The 20439-nt window shown below is 41.9% G+C and carries 19 protein-coding genes; all 19 read left to right on the top strand.

The window, feature by feature from the left end; all coding sequences use genetic code 11:
- Positions 1 to 6 precede the first annotated feature (6 nt).
- The 19 genes from BK139_RS00665 to rbfA all read left to right on the top strand — a co-directional run bounded on the left by BK139_RS00665 (position 7) and on the right by rbfA (position 20429).
- Positions 7 to 1380, top strand: coding sequence for a flagellar assembly protein A (locus BK139_RS00665; RefSeq protein WP_076255821.1), 1374 nt, complete (start codon positions 7 to 9; stop codon positions 1378 to 1380).
- Positions 1377 to 1688: a hypothetical protein gene (locus BK139_RS00670; RefSeq protein ID WP_076255823.1), complete on the top strand. Its 312-nt coding sequence runs from the start codon at positions 1377 to 1379 to the stop codon at positions 1686 to 1688. Before BK139_RS00665 ends, BK139_RS00670 begins: the two co-directional genes overlap by 4 nt.
- A 9-nt stretch (positions 1689 to 1697) precedes the next feature.
- Complete coding sequence (locus BK139_RS00675) at positions 1698 to 2297, top strand: DUF6115 domain-containing protein (RefSeq protein ID WP_076255824.1); 600 nt, start codon at positions 1698 to 1700, stop codon at positions 2295 to 2297.
- A gap of 147 nt (positions 2298 to 2444) precedes the next feature.
- Positions 2445 to 3146, top strand: a complete 702-nt coding sequence (gene rpsB, locus BK139_RS00680) for a 30S ribosomal protein S2 (RefSeq protein WP_048008998.1) — start codon at positions 2445 to 2447, stop codon at positions 3144 to 3146.
- 188 nt (positions 3147 to 3334) lie between these two features.
- Positions 3335 to 4216, top strand: coding sequence for a translation elongation factor Ts (tsf, locus tag BK139_RS00685; protein WP_076255826.1), 882 nt, complete (start codon positions 3335 to 3337; stop codon positions 4214 to 4216).
- Between the two features lie 135 nt (positions 4217 to 4351).
- Complete coding sequence (pyrH, locus tag BK139_RS00690) at positions 4352 to 5077, top strand: UMP kinase (RefSeq protein ID WP_076255828.1); 726 nt, start codon at positions 4352 to 4354, stop codon at positions 5075 to 5077.
- The gene (gene frr / locus BK139_RS00695) at positions 5077 to 5634 is read left to right on the top strand and encodes a ribosome recycling factor (RefSeq protein WP_076255829.1); all 558 of its coding nucleotides are present in this window, start codon (positions 5077 to 5079) and stop codon (positions 5632 to 5634) included. Before pyrH ends, frr begins: the two co-directional genes overlap by 1 nt.
- 354 nt (positions 5635 to 5988) lie before the next feature.
- Complete coding sequence (locus BK139_RS00700; RefSeq protein WP_076255831.1) at positions 5989 to 6768, top strand: undecaprenyl pyrophosphate synthase; 780 nt, start codon at positions 5989 to 5991, stop codon at positions 6766 to 6768.
- Between the two features lie 16 nt (positions 6769 to 6784).
- Entirely contained in the window at positions 6785 to 7579 is a 795-nt protein-coding gene (locus BK139_RS00705; RefSeq protein WP_076255833.1) for a phosphatidate cytidylyltransferase, read from the top strand.
- A gap of 304 nt (positions 7580 to 7883) precedes the next feature.
- Positions 7884 to 9026 carry a 1-deoxy-D-xylulose-5-phosphate reductoisomerase gene (dxr, locus tag BK139_RS00715; RefSeq protein WP_076255836.1) on the top strand — a complete coding sequence of 381 codons (1143 nt, stop codon included), beginning with the start codon at positions 7884 to 7886 and terminating at the stop codon, positions 9024 to 9026.
- A 95-nt stretch (positions 9027 to 9121) separates the two neighbouring features.
- On the top strand, positions 9122 to 10384 hold the full coding sequence (rseP, locus tag BK139_RS00720; protein WP_076255837.1) for an RIP metalloprotease RseP: 1263 nt from the start codon (positions 9122 to 9124) through the stop codon (positions 10382 to 10384).
- Between the two features lie 203 nt (positions 10385 to 10587).
- Positions 10588 to 14898: a PolC-type DNA polymerase III gene (locus tag BK139_RS00725; RefSeq protein ID WP_286147499.1), complete on the top strand. Its 4311-nt coding sequence runs from the start codon at positions 10588 to 10590 to the stop codon at positions 14896 to 14898.
- A 270-nt stretch (positions 14899 to 15168) separates the two neighbouring features.
- Positions 15169 to 15636 (top strand): ribosome maturation factor RimP, encoded by a 468-nt coding sequence (gene rimP / locus BK139_RS00730; protein ID WP_048008989.1) that lies wholly within the window; start codon positions 15169 to 15171, stop codon positions 15634 to 15636.
- A 96-nt stretch (positions 15637 to 15732) separates the two neighbouring features.
- On the top strand, positions 15733 to 16890 hold the full coding sequence (nusA, locus tag BK139_RS00735; RefSeq protein WP_048008988.1) for a transcription termination factor NusA: 1158 nt from the start codon (positions 15733 to 15735) through the stop codon (positions 16888 to 16890).
- A gap of 17 nt (positions 16891 to 16907) precedes the next feature.
- Positions 16908 to 17192: an RNase P modulator RnpM gene (gene rnpM, locus BK139_RS00740; RefSeq protein ID WP_009330705.1), complete on the top strand. Its 285-nt coding sequence runs from the start codon at positions 16908 to 16910 to the stop codon at positions 17190 to 17192.
- Positions 17189 to 17491 carry a YlxQ family RNA-binding protein gene (locus BK139_RS00745; RefSeq protein WP_009330704.1) on the top strand — a complete coding sequence of 101 codons (303 nt, stop codon included), beginning with the start codon at positions 17189 to 17191 and terminating at the stop codon, positions 17489 to 17491. Before rnpM ends, BK139_RS00745 begins: the two co-directional genes overlap by 4 nt.
- 19 nt (positions 17492 to 17510) lie before the next feature.
- Complete coding sequence (infB, locus tag BK139_RS00750) at positions 17511 to 19751, top strand: translation initiation factor IF-2 (protein ID WP_076255840.1); 2241 nt, start codon at positions 17511 to 17513, stop codon at positions 19749 to 19751.
- Positions 19751 to 20032: a DUF503 domain-containing protein gene (locus BK139_RS00755; RefSeq protein ID WP_076255842.1), complete on the top strand. Its 282-nt coding sequence runs from the start codon at positions 19751 to 19753 to the stop codon at positions 20030 to 20032. Before infB ends, BK139_RS00755 begins: the two co-directional genes overlap by 1 nt.
- 16 nt (positions 20033 to 20048) lie before the next feature.
- Positions 20049 to 20429, top strand: coding sequence for a 30S ribosome-binding factor RbfA (gene rbfA, locus BK139_RS00760; protein ID WP_076255844.1), 381 nt, complete (start codon positions 20049 to 20051; stop codon positions 20427 to 20429).
- Positions 20430 to 20439: the final 10 nt, after the last annotated feature.

Genomic DNA, 20439 nt, shown 5'->3' on the forward strand with positions numbered 1-20439 from the left:
ATCAGCATGGAAAACCAATTTCAACTTTTAGTTGATGCTCACGGTTTATCTGCATGGATACAGACGACAGATATTGATGAACTGGATGGAACTGTCCAGCCTGAAATGATCCATAAACTGCTTGCTGACGAAAAGGTCATTTTTGGTGTGAGCGAAGATGTAATCCAGAGAATCTGCAGAGATCCGTTCTCAGTGGAATATCCCATACGAATAGCAAAAGGAATTCCTGCAGAAAACGGCAGTGATGCATATCTGTTAAATGAAATCTCTTTTGACCGGAAAACGGGCAGAAAGAGATTTAATTTTAGAGATGTTCTCCATATCCCATCTGTTACACAGGGACAGCTCCTGGCCTCTGTTATTCCTGCTACCCCCTGTGCTTCCGGAAAGAATATTTTTGGCAAGCTGATACCGGCAAAGGATGGAAAACCTTTAAGAGTCAAGGCAGGGAAAAATGTTTTCGTAAATGGCGACAAATATTATTCGCTATTAGATGGACAGGTTAGTTTCACTCAGAACAGCATTTCTGTGAATCCAGTGTTTGAGGTTAAAGGAGACCTTGACTTGAAGACAGGGAATATTAATTTTGTCGGGAACGTTGTGATTCGGGGAAACGTTCCTGCCGGTTATGAAGTCAAAGCCGGAGGTGACATCATTGTTGCCGGTATGGTTGAAGGCTCTTTCCTGCAGGCGGATAATAACGTGCTTGTTACTGGCGGAATTTCAGGCAGTCATAAAGGTTCGCTTGTTTCTGGAGGTTCTGTTCAGGCAGCATACCTGAATCAGGCAAATGTGAAGGCAGAACAGGATGTTATTATACAAAAGTCAATTCTGCACAGCAATGTTCAAGCTGGCGGAGCCATCAGATGCAGTGGCGCATTGGTTATTGGAGGAAAGCTTCAGTCCGGGTCAGACATTGAAATCAAAGAACTGGGCAATCACTTATTTACTAAGACAGAGCTTCTTGCCGGAATGGACTCCAATGTGGATAACACCCAAAAAGAACTATTAAATGAAACAGCCAAACTTCACGAATCGATCAAAAAGCTTGATAGTATCGAAGGCAGACTGACAGAAATGGCAAAGCTGACAGGAAAGCTGACAGATGAACAAAGAATAATTATTCTCAAGCAAAGGGCTACCAAAGCTCATTTGCAGAAAAAAATGAGCAAAATAAATGAAGATCTGGCTGAATTGGAAAGAGAAAAAGAAGAAAAAATGAATGCTTCAATCCTTATTTACGGTCAGGTCTATCCCAACACGGAAATTCACTTTGGAAAGTATTCAAAAGTGATTCGGCAAACTGTCAAATCTTTAAAGTTTCATTTTCTAAAAGGAGAAATAAGAAGTGAGCCGTTATCAGGGTGTGATCAGGGATGAGTTTGAAATCAATAGAACTTCAGATAGCACTTCCAAGAACGTTCGAAGCAGGTAAAATTCAGGATCAGCTTCAGCAGAGGGGACAGACCATCAGCGGGTTTGCTGCCGACAGTATACAGGAAAATGCTGAAAAGCAGCGTAAAACTGTGGTAAAACAGGAGCATAAACAAAATGTCAATCTTGGCAATGATGACAGTGAAAGACAAAAAGAGGCCGGGGGACAAGATAGGAAAGAAGATCAAAAAAAAGACAGCAATGACAGACAGAGCCATCCATACAAAGGGAAGGTTATTGACTACAGCGGATAGAGGGATATCATGACAGCTTTTCTATTAGCTATAAGCCTGCTATTAAATATTGTAGCCTTATTAGCCATTATTCTGCTTTATTTGCGTCAGAATAAACTAATGGATACAGAGAAGAGACAGGAAAAAGTGCTTATTGAAATGGAAGAGGTTATATCGGCGTACCTTGTTCAAATGAAAGAAGAAAACGATGATTTTATTAGCAGACTTTCGAAGATCAATGTGAAAAACGATACTTCTATAAAAGAGACAAGCATCAGAGTAAATTTGGACAGAAAAAATGATCAAGATATAGCTAAAGCAGATGAGAAATCAATGCCATTAGCCAGAGCGTCCATTTACCAGGCATCTAAAGCCTACAAACAGAATCTGAGGGCAGCTGAGGATAAATTGAGTGAAACAGAAAGCTTATCATCCTTAAAGGAAACTGAATCTGTCACACGGTCAGATAGCAGTCAGTCAACTAAGGAAGAAAATTCCTCATCAATAGATGATCAAGTGTTTATTCTGAAAAAACAGGGAATGAGTGCAGGGGATATTGCCAAAAAATTAGGCAAAGGGAAGACAGAAGTCGAGCTAATGCTTAAATTTCGTCAAAATCAGCAAGAATAGCTTGATTGTGAAAAACACTTATGCTATATTAACAAATGGTGTTAATACACACGCTTATGGATTTAGCCGGATGGTGCTGTTCACATGCAGTTGCCGGCTGAAAATGATATAGGCGGAGGAAATAAAAACCATTAGGAGGAAACACAAATGTCAGTAATTTCAATGAAGCAATTGCTTGAAGCTGGTGTACACTTCGGACACCAAACACGCCGCTGGAACCCTAAGATGAAGAAATATATCTTCACTGAGCGTAACGGCATCTACATCATCGACCTTCAAAAGACTGTTAAGAAGGTAGAAGAAGCTTACAACTTCGTTAAGGAGCTTGCTGGAAACGGCGGTACTATCCTTTTCGTAGGAACTAAGAAACAAGCTCAAGATTCTGTTAAAGAAGAAGCTATCCGTTCTGGTATGTTCTTTGTGAACCAGCGCTGGTTAGGCGGAACTTTAACAAACTTTGAAACAATCCAAAAGCGTATTTCGCGTTTAAAGGATATCGAAAGAATGTCAGAAGATGGAACTTTCGAAGTTCTTCCTAAAAAAGAAGTTGTTCAATTGAAGAAAGAGCAAGAGCGCTTAGAGAAGTTCTTGGGCGGAATCAAAGACATGAAGAGCCTTCCAGATGCTCTATTCATCATTGACCCTCGCAAAGAGCGCATTGCTGTTGCAGAAGCACATAAATTAAACATCCCTATCGTTGGTATCGTTGATACTAACTGTGATCCGGATGAAATTGATGTTGTAATCCCTGCAAATGATGATGCTATCCGTGCTGTTAAATTGTTAACAGGCAAAATGGCAGATGCTATCCTTGAAGCTAAACAAGGTGAAGAAGTTACAACTGCTTAATAGAAAAGCGGAAGCGCTCTGTGGCGCTGGGGCTGTACAGCTCTAAGTTGCTTTTTTCTTGATTTAAAGAAGGTGATAAGAGGGAGCCCCTTTATCACCTTTTTTTAAAGAAAAGGCAAAGTTTAGTTTTCTATACAGTAATAAATGGTAAAGATATTATTACATAACTCATTAAGGAGGATCTCATAATGGCAATTACTGCTCAAATGGTTAAAGAACTTCGTGAAAAAACAGGCGCAGGCATGATGGACTGCAAAAAAGCTCTTCAGGAAACTGAAGGTGATATGGAAAAAGCAATCGACTTCCTTCGTGAAAAAGGAATTGCTAAAGCTGCTAAAAAAGGTGACCGTATCGCTGCAGAAGGTCTTACTTCTGTAAAGGTTGACGGAAACGAAGCGGTTATCCTTGAAGTAAACTCTGAAACAGATTTCGTTGCTAAAAACGAAGGATTCCAAACACTTGTTAAAGAAATCGCGGAGCACTTACTTACTGCAAAGCCGGCTTCAGTAGAAGAAGCAGCTGGACAAACTATGGCTAACGGTGCTACTTTAGAATCTCACATCAATAGTGCGATTGCTAAAATCGGAGAAAAGCTTTCTCTTCGCCGCTTCGAAATCAAAACAAAAACTGACAGCGATGCATTTGGTGCATACCTTCACATGGGCGGACGCATTGGTGTGCTAACAGTTCTTGAAGGAACAACTGACGAAAATGCAGCGAAAGATGTTGCAATGCATATTGCAGCTCTAAATCCTAAATATGTATCCCGTGATGAAGTGTCACAGGACGAAGTTGAGCGCGAGCGTCAAGTATTGACTCAGCAGGCTCTTAACGAAGGCAAGCCGGAAAACATCGTTGCAAAGATGGTTGAAGGACGTCTTGGCAAGTATTTCGAAGATGTTTGCGTAAACGACCAGGCTTTTGTTAAAAACCCTGATCAAAAAGTTGGCAAATTCGTTGAATCTAAAGGCGGAAAAATCCGTGAGTTCGTTCGCTATGAAGTTGGAGAAGGCATCGAAAAGCGTGAAGACAACTTCGCTGAAGAAGTAATGAACCAAGTTAAGAAGTAATATTTTATAGAAATAAATCAGCTATGATTCAGGGAACACTTTGTGTTCCCTGTTTTTCAAGAATGAGATAGATTGTAAATGCAGCAATAGCGCCTTTAAGCGCTTGAGCTTTTTATACTACATATGGAGGTTCTTATGAGCAGCCCAAAATTCAAACGCGTAGTCTTGAAATTAAGTGGAGAAGCTTTAGCAGGAGAGCAAGGTTTCGGAATTAATCCTTCAGTGATTAAATCAATTGCTGCACAGGTTAAGGATCTGGCTGATCTGGGTGTCGAGGTTGCTGTTGTAGTTGGCGGCGGAAACATTTGGCGAGGAAAGATCGGAGAAGAAATGGGTATGGACAGAGCAAATGCAGACTATATGGGTATGCTTGCAACTGTTATGAACTCATTGGCATTACAGGATAGCCTCGAGAATCTTGGAGTGGAGACGAGAGTTCAAACCTCAATCGAGATGAGACAGGTTGCTGAACCGTACATCCGCAGAAGAGCCATCCGCCATCTCGAGAAAAAGCGGGTTGTAATCTTTGCTGCCGGAACCGGAAATCCTTACTTCTCTACTGATACTACAGCAGCATTGCGAGCTGCAGAAATTGAAGCAGAAGTAATTCTTATGGCGAAAAACAATGTGGATGGGGTCTATTCAGCTGATCCCCGTGTTGATAAAAACGCAAAGAAATACGATGAACTTTCCTATCTTGATGTATTGAAAGAAGGATTGGCAGTAATGGATTCTACAGCATCATCTTTATGTATGGATAACAACATTCCGTTAATTGTATTTTCAATCATGGAAAAAGGCAATATTAACCGCGCCGTAATGGGTGAAACAATCGGAACAATCGTTAGGGGGAAAAAATAATGCCAAAACAAGTTATTTCAGATGCAAAAGAAAGAATGACTAAAGCAATTTCAGCTTATACAAGGGAGCTTGCGAGCATCCGTGCAGGTAAAGCTAACGCTTCTTTGCTTGATCGCATCACTGTTGATTACTACGGTGCGCCGACTCCAGTTAACCAGCTTGCCGGGGTGTCTGCTCCTGAAGCGCGCCTTTTAGTCATTACGCCTTATGACAAAACTATTCTGGGAGAAATTGAAAAAGCCATTCTTAAATCTGATATCGGCTTAAATCCCTCAAATGACGGCAGTGTAATCAGACTGGCTATTCCGCAGCTAACAGAAGAACGCCGTAAAGAGCTTGTTAAGGTTGTTAAAAAAGAATCAGAAGAAGCAAAAGTTGCCATCCGCAATGTTCGCCGCGATGCCAATGATGACCTGAAAAAGCTTGAGAAAAATGGAGAGATCACAGAAGATGATCTTCGCGGTTTTTCTGATGATATTCAAAAACTTACTGATGACCATATCAGCAAGATTGACGAATTAACAAAAGAAAAAGAAAAAGAAATCCTTGCAGTCTAATTTATTCTATAGTTAGAACCCTCTATCAATAGGGGGTTCTTTTACTCTTTAGAAGCATACATAATCAGATCAGGTGCTAAGGCGCCAACTCTGCTGTAATATACGAAGAAGGCAGATTCCTATCCTGAATTAACTTTCTGGTAACATACTCTTTTATAGAGATATATTTAATTATTTTTGGTATGATATTATCATGCGGAAAGAGGCAATATCATTATTTTACCATTAGAATAATCTCTAAAAGATACTATGACTGAATTTCAACTATTAATAAGCGGGAAAAAGCTCCTGCTTATTGAAGTTTCACACTTTGTCTTTTATCGGAGGATTAACCTATTTTAAAGGAGCAGACTTATGTTTGATAAAATGAAGTTATGGAAGTCCCAAAACAGTTCTTCCAATCTCCGAGAGAGAGTTGAAAAAATAAAAGAATTACAAATACCTGAGCATGTTGCCATCATTATGGATGGTAATGGCAGGTGGGCAAAAAAACGAGCGCTCCCGAGAGTTGCCGGCCATCATGAGGGAATGAAGGTCGTCCGAAAAATCACCAGATTTGCAAGCGATATTGGAGTGAAGACTCTAACCTTATATGCATTTTCAACTGAGAATTGGAAGCGTCCTAAAATGGAAGTGGACTTTCTTATGAAGCTGCCAGAGGAATTTCTGGGAACTTTCCTTCCAGAACTGATTGAAGAGAATGTGCAGGTAAGAATGATTGGTTATTTTGACCACCTGCCTGCTCATACGCGTAATGCAGTTTCCAAAGCGATGGAAGAGACAAAAAACAACACCGGGCTGGTGCTGAACTTTGCATTAAATTATGGGAGCAGAGCAGAAATACTCGAAGCCGTCAGGCATGTCTTAAATGATTGCAAAAGTGGTATAATGAATGAAAATGAATTGAATGAAGAAAAATTCTCATCCTACCTTATGACAGGCGGGCTGAAGGATCCTGATCTGCTGATACGTACAAGCGGTGAAATTAGATTAAGCAATTTTATGCTCTGGCAGCTTGCATACACAGAATTCTGGTTTACAGATGTCTTATGGCCGGATTTCAATGAAGAGCAAATGCTTGAAGCGATCGAAGTATTCCAAAGCCGCCAGAGGCGTTTTGGAGGAGTACAATAAAGGTGTTGAAAATTGAATGAAACAGCGTATTATCACAGCCATAATATTTGGAGCAATCCTCCTGCCGATCATTATCTTTGGAGGCATGCCAATCATCATCCTGGCATATTTGCTGGCATCCATTGCCCTATTTGAATTATTGAAAATGAGAAATTTAAGTTTATTCTCGATTCCAGGCATTATTTCTTTATTATTATTGTGGATTTTCCTTTTGCCTAAAGAATTTCAGTCAATCCTGGATGATATGAATTATACAAAAATTGAGGTAGCTCTTTTTGGGGTGCTTCTTTTCTTAACGTATACAGTCGCGACAAAAAACAAATTTACTTTTGATGATGTGGCTTTTTCCATTATGTCCACATTATATGTTGGCATTGGATTTTATTATTTTATGGAAACCCGCTTCGCCGATCAAGGCCTGACCTATCTCTTTTTTGCACTTTTCCTCATTTGGGCAACAGATTCAGGTGCCTATTTTATAGGGAAAGCAATGGGAAAGAAGAAGCTTTGGCCTGAAATCAGTCCAAATAAGACCGTTGAAGGTTCGCTTGGCGGTGTTGCCTGCGCACTGGCAGTTGCGGTGTTATTTATTATCTTTACAGATATTGATGAATCCCTGCTTGGGTTATTAGTAATTACTGCAATCCTGTCTGTGTTTGGGCAAATAGGGGATTTAGTGGAATCAGCATTAAAGCGTCATTATAATGTAAAAGACTCAGGAAATATTTTACCTGGTCATGGCGGAATTCTGGACCGCTTTGACAGTTTATTATTCGTCCTGCCATTGCTTCACTTTTTTCACCTGCTGTAAACCTATAGGCAAAAGAGCAGTATATATTTGGATACCAGATAATTGTTCAGCTCCAGCGCCAGCCACCTCAAGGTCATAAGATTGTCTAATTGCGGCTCCTAGGGACTCGAGACATAAGCCAATCCCTTCCAGAAGGAAAGAACACCTTCTTGCAGGGCTCGTCATATGCTTGTCGTCCCTAAGCAGTCGCCTCCACATTTCGGGCAATCCTCCCAGAAAGGCAAAAAACGCCTTTCTGGAAGGCTCGTCTTATGCTTGCCGGGGGTGGGCAAGGCGCTTCCGCTTTTCTTATAAGGAGGAGACTATGAAACATATCAGTTTGATGGGGGCAACAGGGTCTATTGGAATACAGACCCTCGATATTATTAAGGAGCACCCCGAGGATTTTAAGCTGGCAGCCATGTCTGCCGGCAGGAATATAGATCTTGCCAGGAAGATTATATCTGACTTTCAGCCAGAACTTGTCTCACTATCAGAAAAAAGTTCCGCAGATATTCTTAAAACGGAGTTTCCCGGCATAACATTTACATATGGACATGAAGGTTTGATAGAAGTTGCTGTTTACAAAAAATCAGAAATACTGGTTAATGCAGTATTAGGCAGTGTAGGCCTTAATCCTACCCTGCAGGCGATTGAGGAAAAGAAGACAATCGCCATCGCGAATAAGGAAACCCTTGTAACTGCCGGCCACCTGGTCATGGAAGCAGCAAAGCGGAATGGTGTACCCCTGCTTCCTGTAGACAGTGAACACTCTGCTATTTTTCAATCTCTGCAAGGGGAAAAAGAAAAAAATATTGAAAGGCTCATTTTAACAGCTTCCGGAGGCAGCTTCAGGGACCGCTCCCGCAAGGAACTGGAAAATGTGACTGTTCAAGAAGCGCTAAATCATCCAAACTGGTCAATGGGAGCAAAAATAACTATTGATTCTGCCACTATGATGAATAAGGGACTCGAAGTTATTGAAGCACATTGGCTTTTCTCCATGGACTACAGTAAAATAGATGTCCTTCTTCATAAAGAAAGCATTATCCATTCCATGGTGGAATATCATGACAGCAGTGTAATCGCACAGCTTGGCACACCGGATATGAGAGTACCTATACAATATGCATTAACATATCCTGACAGGCTCCCTCTGCAAACAGCAAAACGGCTGAATCTTGCTGAAATCGGCAAGCTCCATTTTGCAGAAATGGACTTTAATCGTTTTCGCTGCCTGAGATTTGCCTATGAAGCCGGAAAAGCTGGCGGATCAATGCCAGCCGTATTGAATGCTGCGAATGAAGCTGCTGTTGCTGCATTCCTGGATGGAAAGATTACCTTCCTGCAAATAGAAGATTTCATCGAAAGAGCACTGGGCAGCCATGACATCATCTCAAATCCAAGTCTGACTGAAATTCAGGAAACAGATTTGGAAACAAGGAGATTTGTCAGCTCGCTTCTATAAGCTTGTGTTCAAGTGCTGAAAGGTGCGTAACAAGTTATAAATTAATGCACGTACCAGCAGCAGTTGAACAACCTCTAAAAAAAGGTGGTTAAAACTTGAGTACAGTAATAGCCTTTATTGTTATTTTCGGGGCACTGGTATTTTTTCATGAGCTCGGACATTTAATATTCGCAAAAAGAGCAGGAATACTCTGCCGGGAATTTGCAATTGGATTCGGGCCAAAGGTGTTTTCCTTTAAAAAAGATGAAACAGTATATACGATTCGTCTTCTGCCTATCGGCGGGTTTGTCCGCATGGCCGGTGAAGATCCTGAAATGGTGGAAATCAAACCAGGCTACCGTATTGGTTTGATCCTTGATAAAAACGAGGAAGTAAGCAAAATTATATTAAACAACAAAGATAAGTATCCTGATGCAAGAATCGTTGAAGTTGAAGATGCTGATATTGAGCATACCCTTGTAATAAAAGGATACGTTGAGGGAGAAGAGGATGAGTCCATCCAAATTTTCAAAGTCAGCCGTTCAGCTGTACTGGTTGAGGATGGGACCGAAACGCTCATTGCTCCGTATGATCGTCAATTTGCATCAAAGACCTTGGGCCAGAGAACAATGGCGATCTTCGCGGGCCCAATGATGAATTTTGTTCTGGCTTTTATCGTTTTTGTTCTAATAGCCTTATTGCAGGGAATTCCAACAAATGAACCTGCCCTTGGCAAGCTGACGCCTGATGGTGCTGCATATGAAGCTGGGCTAAAGGAAGGCGATATGGTTCAAAGTGTGGATGGAGCCGAAATTTCAAGCTGGTCAGATGTAGTGGAAATCATTAGAAAGAACCCAAGTGAAGAACTCGAATTTTTAGTGGAAAGAAACGGCCAGGAACATACTATATCGGTTACACCAAAGGTTCAGGATGTAGAAGGCGAAAAAATTGGAATCATTGGTGTATATAGCCCGATGGAAAAATCTCCATTAAAGGCTATTACCTACGGAGCCAAGGAAACGTATTTCTGGACAAAAGAAATTTTTGTTATGCTGGGCAAGCTTGTCACTGGACAGTTTTCAATTGATGCATTATCAGGCCCGGTAGGCATTTATGTTTCAACAGATACTGTAGCCAAATCTGGCATCTACTACCTGATGAAATGGGCAGGAATCCTAAGCATAAATCTGGGAATTATGAACCTGCTTCCAATTCCGGCTCTTGATGGCGGAAGGTTAATGTTCTTTGCAGTCGAGGCAGTAAGAGGGAAGCCGATTGACCGCCACAAAGAGGGAATGGTCCATTTTATAGGATTTGCCCTTTTAATGCTATTAATGCTAGTGGTCACATGGAACGATATTCAGAGATTTTTCCTGTAAAAAATATGTGCAGATCAACATTCCTGCATAAAAAATATGTGCAGATCCATTAATTTAGATGAAAAAACGGGTTCCAAAATGGAATCCGTTTTTTCAATCACTATCTCATACGATATGTTATAATTAAGTCCGTCTGTTTTTTAAATACAATAAAAAATTCAACTTAAAATAGAAACCAAGATTATTGGATGGGAGAGAGAAAGATGAGCGAACCTTCTAGATTTCAGCTCTTGCTCCAGCAGATGCAGCTAACTGAAGATGCCTTTGTGCAGCACTTTCATGATGCCCAAATCGAAAGGCTCATAGTCGAAAGACAGTCACGGAAATGGCATTTTTATTTTGCCTTTCCACACATATTGCCTTGCAGTGTATACAGTCGTTTCACAGATCAGCTGGAAAAAACATTTTCCCATATCGCAGAAATTTCATATAGCATCTCTGTCAGAAATCAGGATTTTACTGAACAGCTTGTACTTGAATACTGGCATAACTGCATTAAAGAAATGGATGGCATGGCGCCGCCGCTTTTAAAGCTTCTGAATGAGCAGGTTCCTTCTGTACAGGGTAACAAACTTATCATTAAAGTTCGTAATGAATTGGAAGGATTGTCTATCAAGAAGAAGTATGCCGGCACTATTTCAGATGTCTTTCAAGTGTTTGGCTTTCCGGCGTTAACAGTTGATACAGAAGTTTCCACTGATGGTTCCAATGAAGAATATGAAAAATTCATGGAAGCCAAACGCAAAGAAGACCAGGAACGCGGTCTTCAGGCAGCAATCGAAATGCAGAAGAAAGAAGCGGAAGCTGAGTCTGCAGATCACACAGCACCCAAGGGGCCGCTTACGATCGGTCTTACCATTAAAGATGATGCAGATTACCGCAAATTGATTGATATAGTAGATGAAGAACGCCGGGTAGCCATTGAAGGCTACGTGTTTGCTGCTGAGACAAGAGAGCTCCGCAGCGGCCGGACACTCTTAACTTTTAAAATAACGGATTATACCAGTTCCATTCTAGTAAAAATGTTTTCCCGGGATAAAGAGGATGCCGCATTATACCAGCACATTCAAAAAGGGATGTGGCTAAAGGTCCGCGGAAGCATTCAAAATGATACATTTGTCCGTGATCTGGTAATGATCGGGAACGATATTAATGAGATCAAACCTATTCAAAGGCAGGATACATCGCCTGCTGAAGAAAAAAGGGTTGAACTTCACCTGCATACACCGATGAGCCAAATGGATGCTGTTTCATCTGTCAGTGCACTGGTTTCCCAGGCGAAGAAATGGGGCCATAAAGCAGTAGCCATTACAGACCATGCTGTTGCTCAATCATTCCCTGAAGCCTATGGTGCCGGGAAAAAGAATGATATTAAGATCTTATATGGAATTGAAGCAAATCTTGTGGATGATGGTGTACCGATTGCTTATAACGATGCTCATCGCAAGCTTACTGAAGATACGTATGTTGTATTTGATGTTGAGACAACCGGTTTATCAGCTGTTTATGATACGATTATTGAACTTGCTGCAGTTAAGATTCATGATGGTGAAATCATTGACCGGTTTGAATCCTTTGCAAACCCTCATCATCCTTTATCCGCAACGACCATTAATTTGACTGGAATAACAGATGATCTTGTGGAGAATGCACCGGAAGTGGAAGAAGTCCTGAAGAAGTTCCATCAATGGACAGAAGATGCTGTTTTAGTAGCACATAATGCTTCATTCGACATGGGATTCCTGAATGTCGGCTATAAAAAAATCGGTATTGGCAAGGCGCCAAATCCAGTAATAGATACCCTCGAACTTGCACGTTTTTTATATCCCGACATGAAAAATCACCGTCTGAATACCCTTGCCAAAAAATTTGATGTTGAACTCACCCAGCATCACCGTGCTATCTATGATGCAGAGGCAACAGGCTATCTGCTACTTAAGATGCTAAAGGGTGCAGAAGAAAAAGGGATCGAATATCATGATCAATTCAATGACAATATGGGACAGGGAAATGCTTATCAGCGTGCAAGACCAGCTCATTGCACCCTGCTTGCACAAACAGAAACAGGTCTGAAGAACCTCTTTAAACTCGTGTCCATCTCGCATATGGAATACTTTTACAGAGTTCCTCGCATTCCCAGGTCAGTCCTTCAAAAGCATCGTGAAGGAATACTGGTTGGTTCCGGGTGCGATAAAGGGGAAGTCTTTGAAGGCATGATGCAGAAATCTCCGGATGAAGTCGAAGATACAGCACAATTCTATGATTATCTTGAAGTGCATCCAAAAGCCGTTTATGCACACCTTTTAGAGCTTGAACTTGTAAGAGATGAAAAAGCGCTGGAAGAAATCATCACAAATATTGTAAAACTGGGAGACAAGCTTGGTCTGCCGGTAGTTGCAACAGGAAATGTTCATTACCTGAATCCAAATGATAAAATCTACCGGAAAATCCTTGTTAATTCACAGGGAGGAGCGAATCCGCTGAACCGCCATCAGCTTCCGGATGTTCATTTCAGGACTACCAATGAGATGCTTGACGCTTTTTCATTTCTTGGAAAAGACAAAGCGAAAGAAATTGTGGTAGAGAACACGAACAAAATAGCAGATATGATTGAAGAAATAAAGCCGATTAAAGATGATTTGTATACGCCAAAAATTGAAGGCGCAGATGAAGAGATGCGCAGCATGAGTTACGAAATGGCAAGAAGAATTTATGGTGAGCCGCTGCCTGAGATTGTTGAGGCGCGCCTTGAAAAAGAACTTAAGAGTATTATCGGACATGGTTTCGCGGTTATCTATCTGATCTCTCACAAACTTGTAAAAAAATCATTGGATGATGGCTATCTGGTTGGTTCCCGTGGATCTGTCGGATCCTCCTTTGTTGCAACGATGACCGAAATAACGGAGGTAAATCCGCTGCCGCCGCATTACGTTTGCCCGGAATGCAAAACATCCGAGTTTTTCAATGACGGGTCAGTAGGCTCCGGCTTCGACCTGCCTGATAAAGATTGCCCGAGCTGCGGAGCTAAATATAAAAAGGATGGACATGATATTCCGTTCGAAACATTCCTTGGTTTCAAAGGAGATAAAGTTCCCGACATTGACTTGAACTTCTCTGGGGAATACCAGCCTAGAGCCCATAACTATACAAAGGTGCTTTTCGGCGAGGATTATGTATACCGTGCCGGAACAATCGGCACTGTTGCCGATAAGACAGCTTATGGGTATGTCAAAGCATACCAGAATGATAATAATCTGCAAATAAGGGGTGCGGAAATTGACAGGCTCGCTTCCGGCTGTACAGGGGTGAAGCGGACAACCGGACAGCACCCGGGCGGTATCATTGTTGTGCCGGATTACATGGATATTTACGACTTTTCGCCAATTCAGTTCCCTGCAGACGACCGGACATCTGAATGGAAAACAACCCATTTTGACTTCCACTCCATTCATGATAATCTATTAAAACTTGATATACTGGGTCACGATGATCCGACTGTTATTAGGATGCTTCAGGACCTGAGCGGAATTGATCCAAAAACCATTCCCACAGATGACCCTGAAGTAATGAAAATTTTTAGCGGGTCGGCATCACTTGGTGTCACCGAAGAGCAAATCATGTGTAAAACCGGAACACTCGGCATACCCGAATTTGGTACGCGGTTTGTCCGCCAGATGCTCGAAGATACAAAGCCGACCACTTTCTCAGAGCTTGTGCAGATTTCAGGTCTTTCTCATGGTACAGATGTTTGGCTCGGAAATGCCCAGGAATTAATCCATAATAATATTTGTAACCTAAGTGAAGTTATCGGCTGCCGTGATGATATTATGGTTTATTTAATCTATCAGGGCCTGGAGCCTGCTTTTGCTTTCAAAATCATGGAATCGGTCCGTAAGGGTAAAGGCCTGAGTGATGAGATGGAAGAGGAAATGAGAAAGAATGAAGTGCCTGAATGGTATATTGATTCCTGTAAAAAGATTAAATACATGTTCCCTAAAGCCCATGCAGCTGCTTACGTATTAATGGCTGTCCGGATTGCGTACTTTAAAGTGCACCATCCGCTTCTTTATTATGCAGCATACTTTACTGTCCGCGCAGAGGACTTTGATGTGGATGCAATGGTTAAAGGATCACAGGCGATCCGTGCGCGCATCGAAGAAATCAATGCAAAGGGACTTGATGCTTCAACGAAAGAAAAGAACCTGCTGACTGTAATGGAATTGGCTCTGGAAATGAATGAAAGGGGCTTTAATTTCCAAAAGGTGGACTTATACCGCTCAAGCGCAAGTGAGTTTATCATTGATGGAGATTCTTTGATACCGCCATTTAATTCCATACCAGGTTTGGGTACAAATGCAGCATTCAATATAGTTAAAGCAAGGGGAGAAGGGGAATTCCTCTCGAAAGAAGATCTGCAGCAGCGCGGAAAAGTGTCGAAGACGATTATCGAGTATCTCGATAACCACGGCTGCCTGGAATCCCTTCCGGAACAAAATCAGCTGTCTCTATTCTAAAAATAAGACCAGCGGATGGTCCAAACCCTTCTGCTGACAGCTATTCCATTTGCATAAAAAAATTGGTTATGGTATAGTTTTATTGGAAATACTAAGAATAACTCTCGCAAAAGGAAGAGTGGGGCAACCCACTCTTTCGTGTTGTGTACGGTTTTTTCTTACTATCGGATCTATGTTAAAACTATATGTTAATTAAGTTTAGCAGAGCCAATTTCTGATTTATTGATTGAAAAACAGCGCTTTAGATTCCAGGAAAAAGGAGGGATATGAATGAGCAAAGTGACTGAAACGGTGGAACAACTGGTCACCCCTATTGTGGATGAACTTAATTTAGAATTAGTCGACATTGAATATGTAAAAGAAGGGAAAGACTGGTTCCTTCGCGTATTTATTGATAAAGAAACTGGTGTTGATATCGAGGAATGCGGAATGGTCAGTGAGAGGCTAAGCGAAAAGCTCGATGCTGAAGATCCGATTCCATACAACTATTTCTTGGAAGTTTCATCGCCGGGAGCTGAACGCCCTCTTAAGAAAGACAGTGATTTTATTAAAGCAGTCGGCAAGAATGTTTACATTAAAACATACGAGCCAATTGATGGTGAAAAGACGTTCGAAGGTGTGTTAACCCAATTTGACGGCGAGACCGTTACGGTAGAAGTGAAAATCAAAACAAGGAAGAAAAATATTGAAATTCCTTATGAGAAGGTAGCAAATGCCCGTTTAGCCGTTGTATTTTAATAACGGCTGATTGCGGGCTTGCTTATTAAGAAAAGCAAAATGCTGCTTTAGAGTTGATCATTTTTTAAAAGAGAAATAAAGGGGGATATAAATCTCATGAGCAGTGAACTTTTGGATGCTCTGACATTGCTTGAGAAAGAAAAAGGCATTTCTCGCGATGTGATTATCGAAGCCATTGAAGCAGCATTGGTGTCAGCCTACCGCAGAAACTTTAACCAGGCACAGAATGTGCGCATTGATTTAAACCTAGGGAACGGAACGATGAGAGTCTTTGCCCGCAAAGAGGTAGTGGATGAAGTATTTGATCCGCGTCTAGAGATCTCTGCTGAGGATGCTCAAAAAATCAACCCTAACTACCAGGTGGAAGATGTCGTTGAAATGGAAGTAACACCTAAGGACTTTGGGCGCATCGCTGCCCAGACGGCAAAACAGGTAGTTACACAGCGTGTCCGTGAAGCGGAGAGAGGCATCATTTATTCTGAATTTATCGACCGTGAAGAAGATATTATGACGGGGATTGTTCAGCGTACAGATCCTAAGTTCATCTATGTGAGCCTTGGAAAGATTGAAGCGATCCTTCCGGCGAACGAACAAATGCCAAATGAGCGTTATCAGCCCCATGACCGCATTAAAGTCTTTATTACAAAGGTAGAAAAGACAACAAAAGGTCCACAGATCTTCGTAAGCAGGACCCATCCTGGCCTGCTGAAGAGATTATTTGAGATCGAAGTTCCTGAAATCTATGATGGAACTGTAGAAATCAAATCCGTTGCGCGTGAAGCAGGGGACCGTTCCAAGATCTCGGTTCATTCTGACAATGAAGAAGTTGATCCGGTAGGTTCATGTGTAGGTCCTAAGGGCACACGTGTACAGGCAATAGTCAATGAGCTCAAGGGTGAGAAAATTGATATCGTAAAATGGTCTTCAGATCCGGTAGTATTCGTCGCAAATGCACTAAGTCCTTCAAAGGTGCTTGACGTAATCGTAAATGAAGATGACAAAGCAACAACTGTTGTAGTTCCGGATTATCAGCTTTCACTGGCAATCGGAAAGCGCGGACAGAATGCCAGACTTGCAGCTAAGCTTACAGGCTGGAAAATAGACATCAAGTCAGAAACAGATGCCCGTGAAGCAGGAATTTATCCTAGGGATGAAAAACTGTTGAACTTTGATAATGATGATTATGAAAACGAAGACTATGAAAATGATGCAGACTTCGACTTTCAGGATGAACTTTTAGAGGAAAAAGAATAGGGAAGAGGTGAATGATCGTGAACAATCGTAAAAAAGTTCCTTTGCGAAAATGTGTCGCTACCGGTGAAATGAGACCGAAAAAAGAACTCGTTCGCATCGTTCGCTCCAAAGAAGGGGAAGTCTCTGTTGACCCGACCGGAAAAAAATCAGGGCGCGGGGCTTATCTTTCCAAAGAAAAGGAAGCAGTTTTGTTAGCAAAGAAGAAGAATATCTTAGCCAATCATTTAGAAGTTTCCATAGATGATGCTATCTATGAAGAACTCTTGGAGTTAATAGAGAAGGAGAAACGGCAATCCAAATGAACTCAAATCAATGGATGTCATTGCTTGGCTTAGCCAATCGGGCACGGAAAATTACTTCGGGAGAAGAGCTTGCTGTTAAAGAGATCAGAAACGGCAAAGCAAAGCTTGTTTTGCTGTCTGCAGATGCATCCGCAAATACGGCAAAAAAAGTTACAGATAAATGTAAATCATTTGGGGTTCCATATAAGCTGATTCAAAACCGGGAAATGCTCGGCAAGGCTATAGGGAAGGAAGCCCGCGTTGTGGTGGCAGTGTTAGATGCCGGATTTGCAAAAAAGCTGTTAACGTTGCTCGATTAATACTAGCGGGGGTGAAAGTATGAGTAAAATGCGCGTTTATGAATATGCGAAAAAACATAACATTTCAAGCAAGGATGTTATTACAAAATTAAAAGACATGAATATTGAGGTTTCCAATCATATGACTACGATTGAGCCGGCGGCAGTCCAGAAGCTTGATGGTATTTTTATCAAGAATGACAGCCAGGCTCAAAACCAGAGCAAACCTCAAAACCAGCAGAAGCCGCAGGGAAATCAAAAACCGGCTTCAAATAATAGTGCAGGCAATTCCACAGCTGCCAAAAGCAAGCCTCAGAATAAATCCGGTGAAAACAGAAGCCAGGGACAGGGCAGCCAGTCAGGCAAAAACTTCTCCGGCAATAATAGAGGCAATAACAATAACAACAACAGAAACAATAATAATAATAATAGAAACAATAACAATAACCGAAACAACAATAAGAATAAAAACAATAAAGGCAAACAGCAGCAGACGCATGTGGCCCCAGCTCCTAAAAAGGTGAAGGAGCTTCCTTCAAAAATTACTTTCAGCGAATCACTGACAGTAGCGGAACTGGGAAAGAAGCTTCACCGCGAGCCTTCCGAAATCATTAAAAAGCTATTTATGCTTGGTGTTATGGCAACCATTAACCAGGAACTTGACAAAGATGCGATTGAGCTGATTGCAGGTGAATACGGTGTTGAAGTAGAAGAAGAGATACTGGTTGATACAACCGATCTTGAAGTATACTTCACTGAAGATGAAAATGCTGAACTGGTGGAACGTCCATCTGTTGTAACAATCATGGGACACGTTGACCATGGTAAAACAACATTGCTTGACTCCATCCGCAACACGAAAGTAACTGCGGGAGAAGCAGGCGGAATCACTCAGCATATCGGAGCTTATCAAGTTGAGGAAAACGGCAAAAAGATTACTTTCCTTGATACTCCTGGACACGCTGCGTTCACAACGATGCGTGCCCGCGGTGCAAAAATTACCGATATTACTATTCTCGTTGTAGCAGCTGATGACGGTGTTATGCCGCAAACAGTTGAAGCAATTAACCATGCGAAAGCAGCTGAAGTGCCAATCATTGTGGCTGTTAATAAAATGGATAAGGAAGCAGCAAATCCTGACCGTGTTATGCAGGAATTGACTGAACATGGCCTGGTTCCAGAAGCATGGGGCGGAGACACGATCTTTGTTCCAATCTCAGCTATTAAAGGCGAGGGAATTGATGAACTGCTTGAAATGATTCTTCTTGTAGGTGAAGTGGAAGAATACAAAGCAAATCCTGATCGCAATGCCGTTGGTACAGTTATCGAGGCACAGCTTGACAAAGGACGCGGTTCAGTTGCGACGCTGCTTGTGCAAAACGGTACATTGAAGGTAGGAGACCCGATCGTTGTCGGCAACTCATTTGGACGTGTCCGTGCAATGGTTAATGACCTTGGCCGCCGCGTGAAAACTGCCGGACCTTCAACTCCTGTTGAGATTACAGGTCTTAACGATGTTCCTCAAGCCGGTGACCGCTTCGCTGTTCTTGATGATGAAAAGACAGCCCGCCAGGTTGGAGAAGCCCGTGCCCAGCAAGCATTGCAGGCTCAAAGAAATGAAAAAACACGCGTGAGTCTGGATAACTTGTTTGAACATATGAAACAAGGGGAAATGAAAGACTTAAACATCGTTGTGAAAGCGGACGTTCAAGGTTCTGCGGAAGCATTGACTGCCGCTCTTCATAAAATTGATGTAGAAGGTGTTAATGTTCGTATCCTTCATACAGGTGTAGGTGCCATTAACGAGTCTGACATCACTTTAGCTGCTGCTTTCAACGCTATTGTGATTGGATTCAATGTACGTCCTGACAATAACGCGAAACGTGCAGCAGATGCAGAAAATGTTGACATCCGCCTGCACCGCATTATCTACAAAGTAATCGAGGAAATTGAATTGGCGATGCAGGGTATGCTTGATCCTGAGTTCCAGGAAAAAATTATCGGCCAGGCTGAAGTACGCCAGACATTCAAAGTTTCCAAAATCGGTACAATTGCAGGTTCTTATGTTACGGATGGAAAAATCACCCGTGACAGCGGCGTTCGTTTAATCCGCGATGGAGTTGTAATTTTTGAAGGTGAAGTTGACGCTCTTAGGCGATTCAAAGATGACGCTAAAGAAGTTGCACAAGGCTATGAGTGCGGTATTACCATCAAAAACTTCAACGACGTCAAAGAAGGCGACGTTATCGAAGCATATATTATGGAAGAAGTGGAACGTTAATGATAATTGGGCTTGCTGCCTGTGAATGTATCATTTATGACACACATTCTTTGAAAGAAAAACGGGCTGTTTTGCAGCGCATTCTAACCCGGATGAAACAAAAATACAATGTTTCTGTATCTGAGGTGGACTATCAGGACCTATGGCAGCGGACAAAAATTGCCATTGTGGCCGTTTCGTCCACTCGGGTTTCAACTGAGCACGAGCTGCAAAATGCGCTGAAAATGATTGATTCGTTCCCGGAAATTGAACGGACAATTACAGATTTAGAGTGGCTTTAAGAAGAGGTGATATAGAATGAGCCTTAGAGCAAATCGAGTTGGAGAACAAATGAAAAAAGAACTGGGCGAAATCATCAGCCGAAAAATCAAGGACCCGCGGGTTGGTTTTGTAACAGTCACTGATGTTCAAGTAACCGGGGATCTTCAGCAGGCAACCGTGTATATTTCAGTTCTTGGTGATGAGGAACAAAGAGAAAATACGCTTCGCGGGCTGGCAAAAGCAAAAGGCTTTATCCGATCTGAAATCGGCCAGCGAATCCGGCTGCGGAAAACACCGGAAATCCTATTCGAATTTGATGAATCAATCGACTACGGCAACCGCATCGATTCCCTGCTTCATCAAATCCAGGACGAAGGCCGTTCCAAAGATGAGGAACGCTCCAAAGAAGAAGAATAATGGAATGGAT

Origin of the sequence: Paenibacillus sp. FSL R5-0490 (assembly GCF_001956215.1) — a bacterium.
Lineage (GTDB): Bacteria > Bacillota > Bacilli > Bacillales > Cytobacillaceae > Cytobacillus.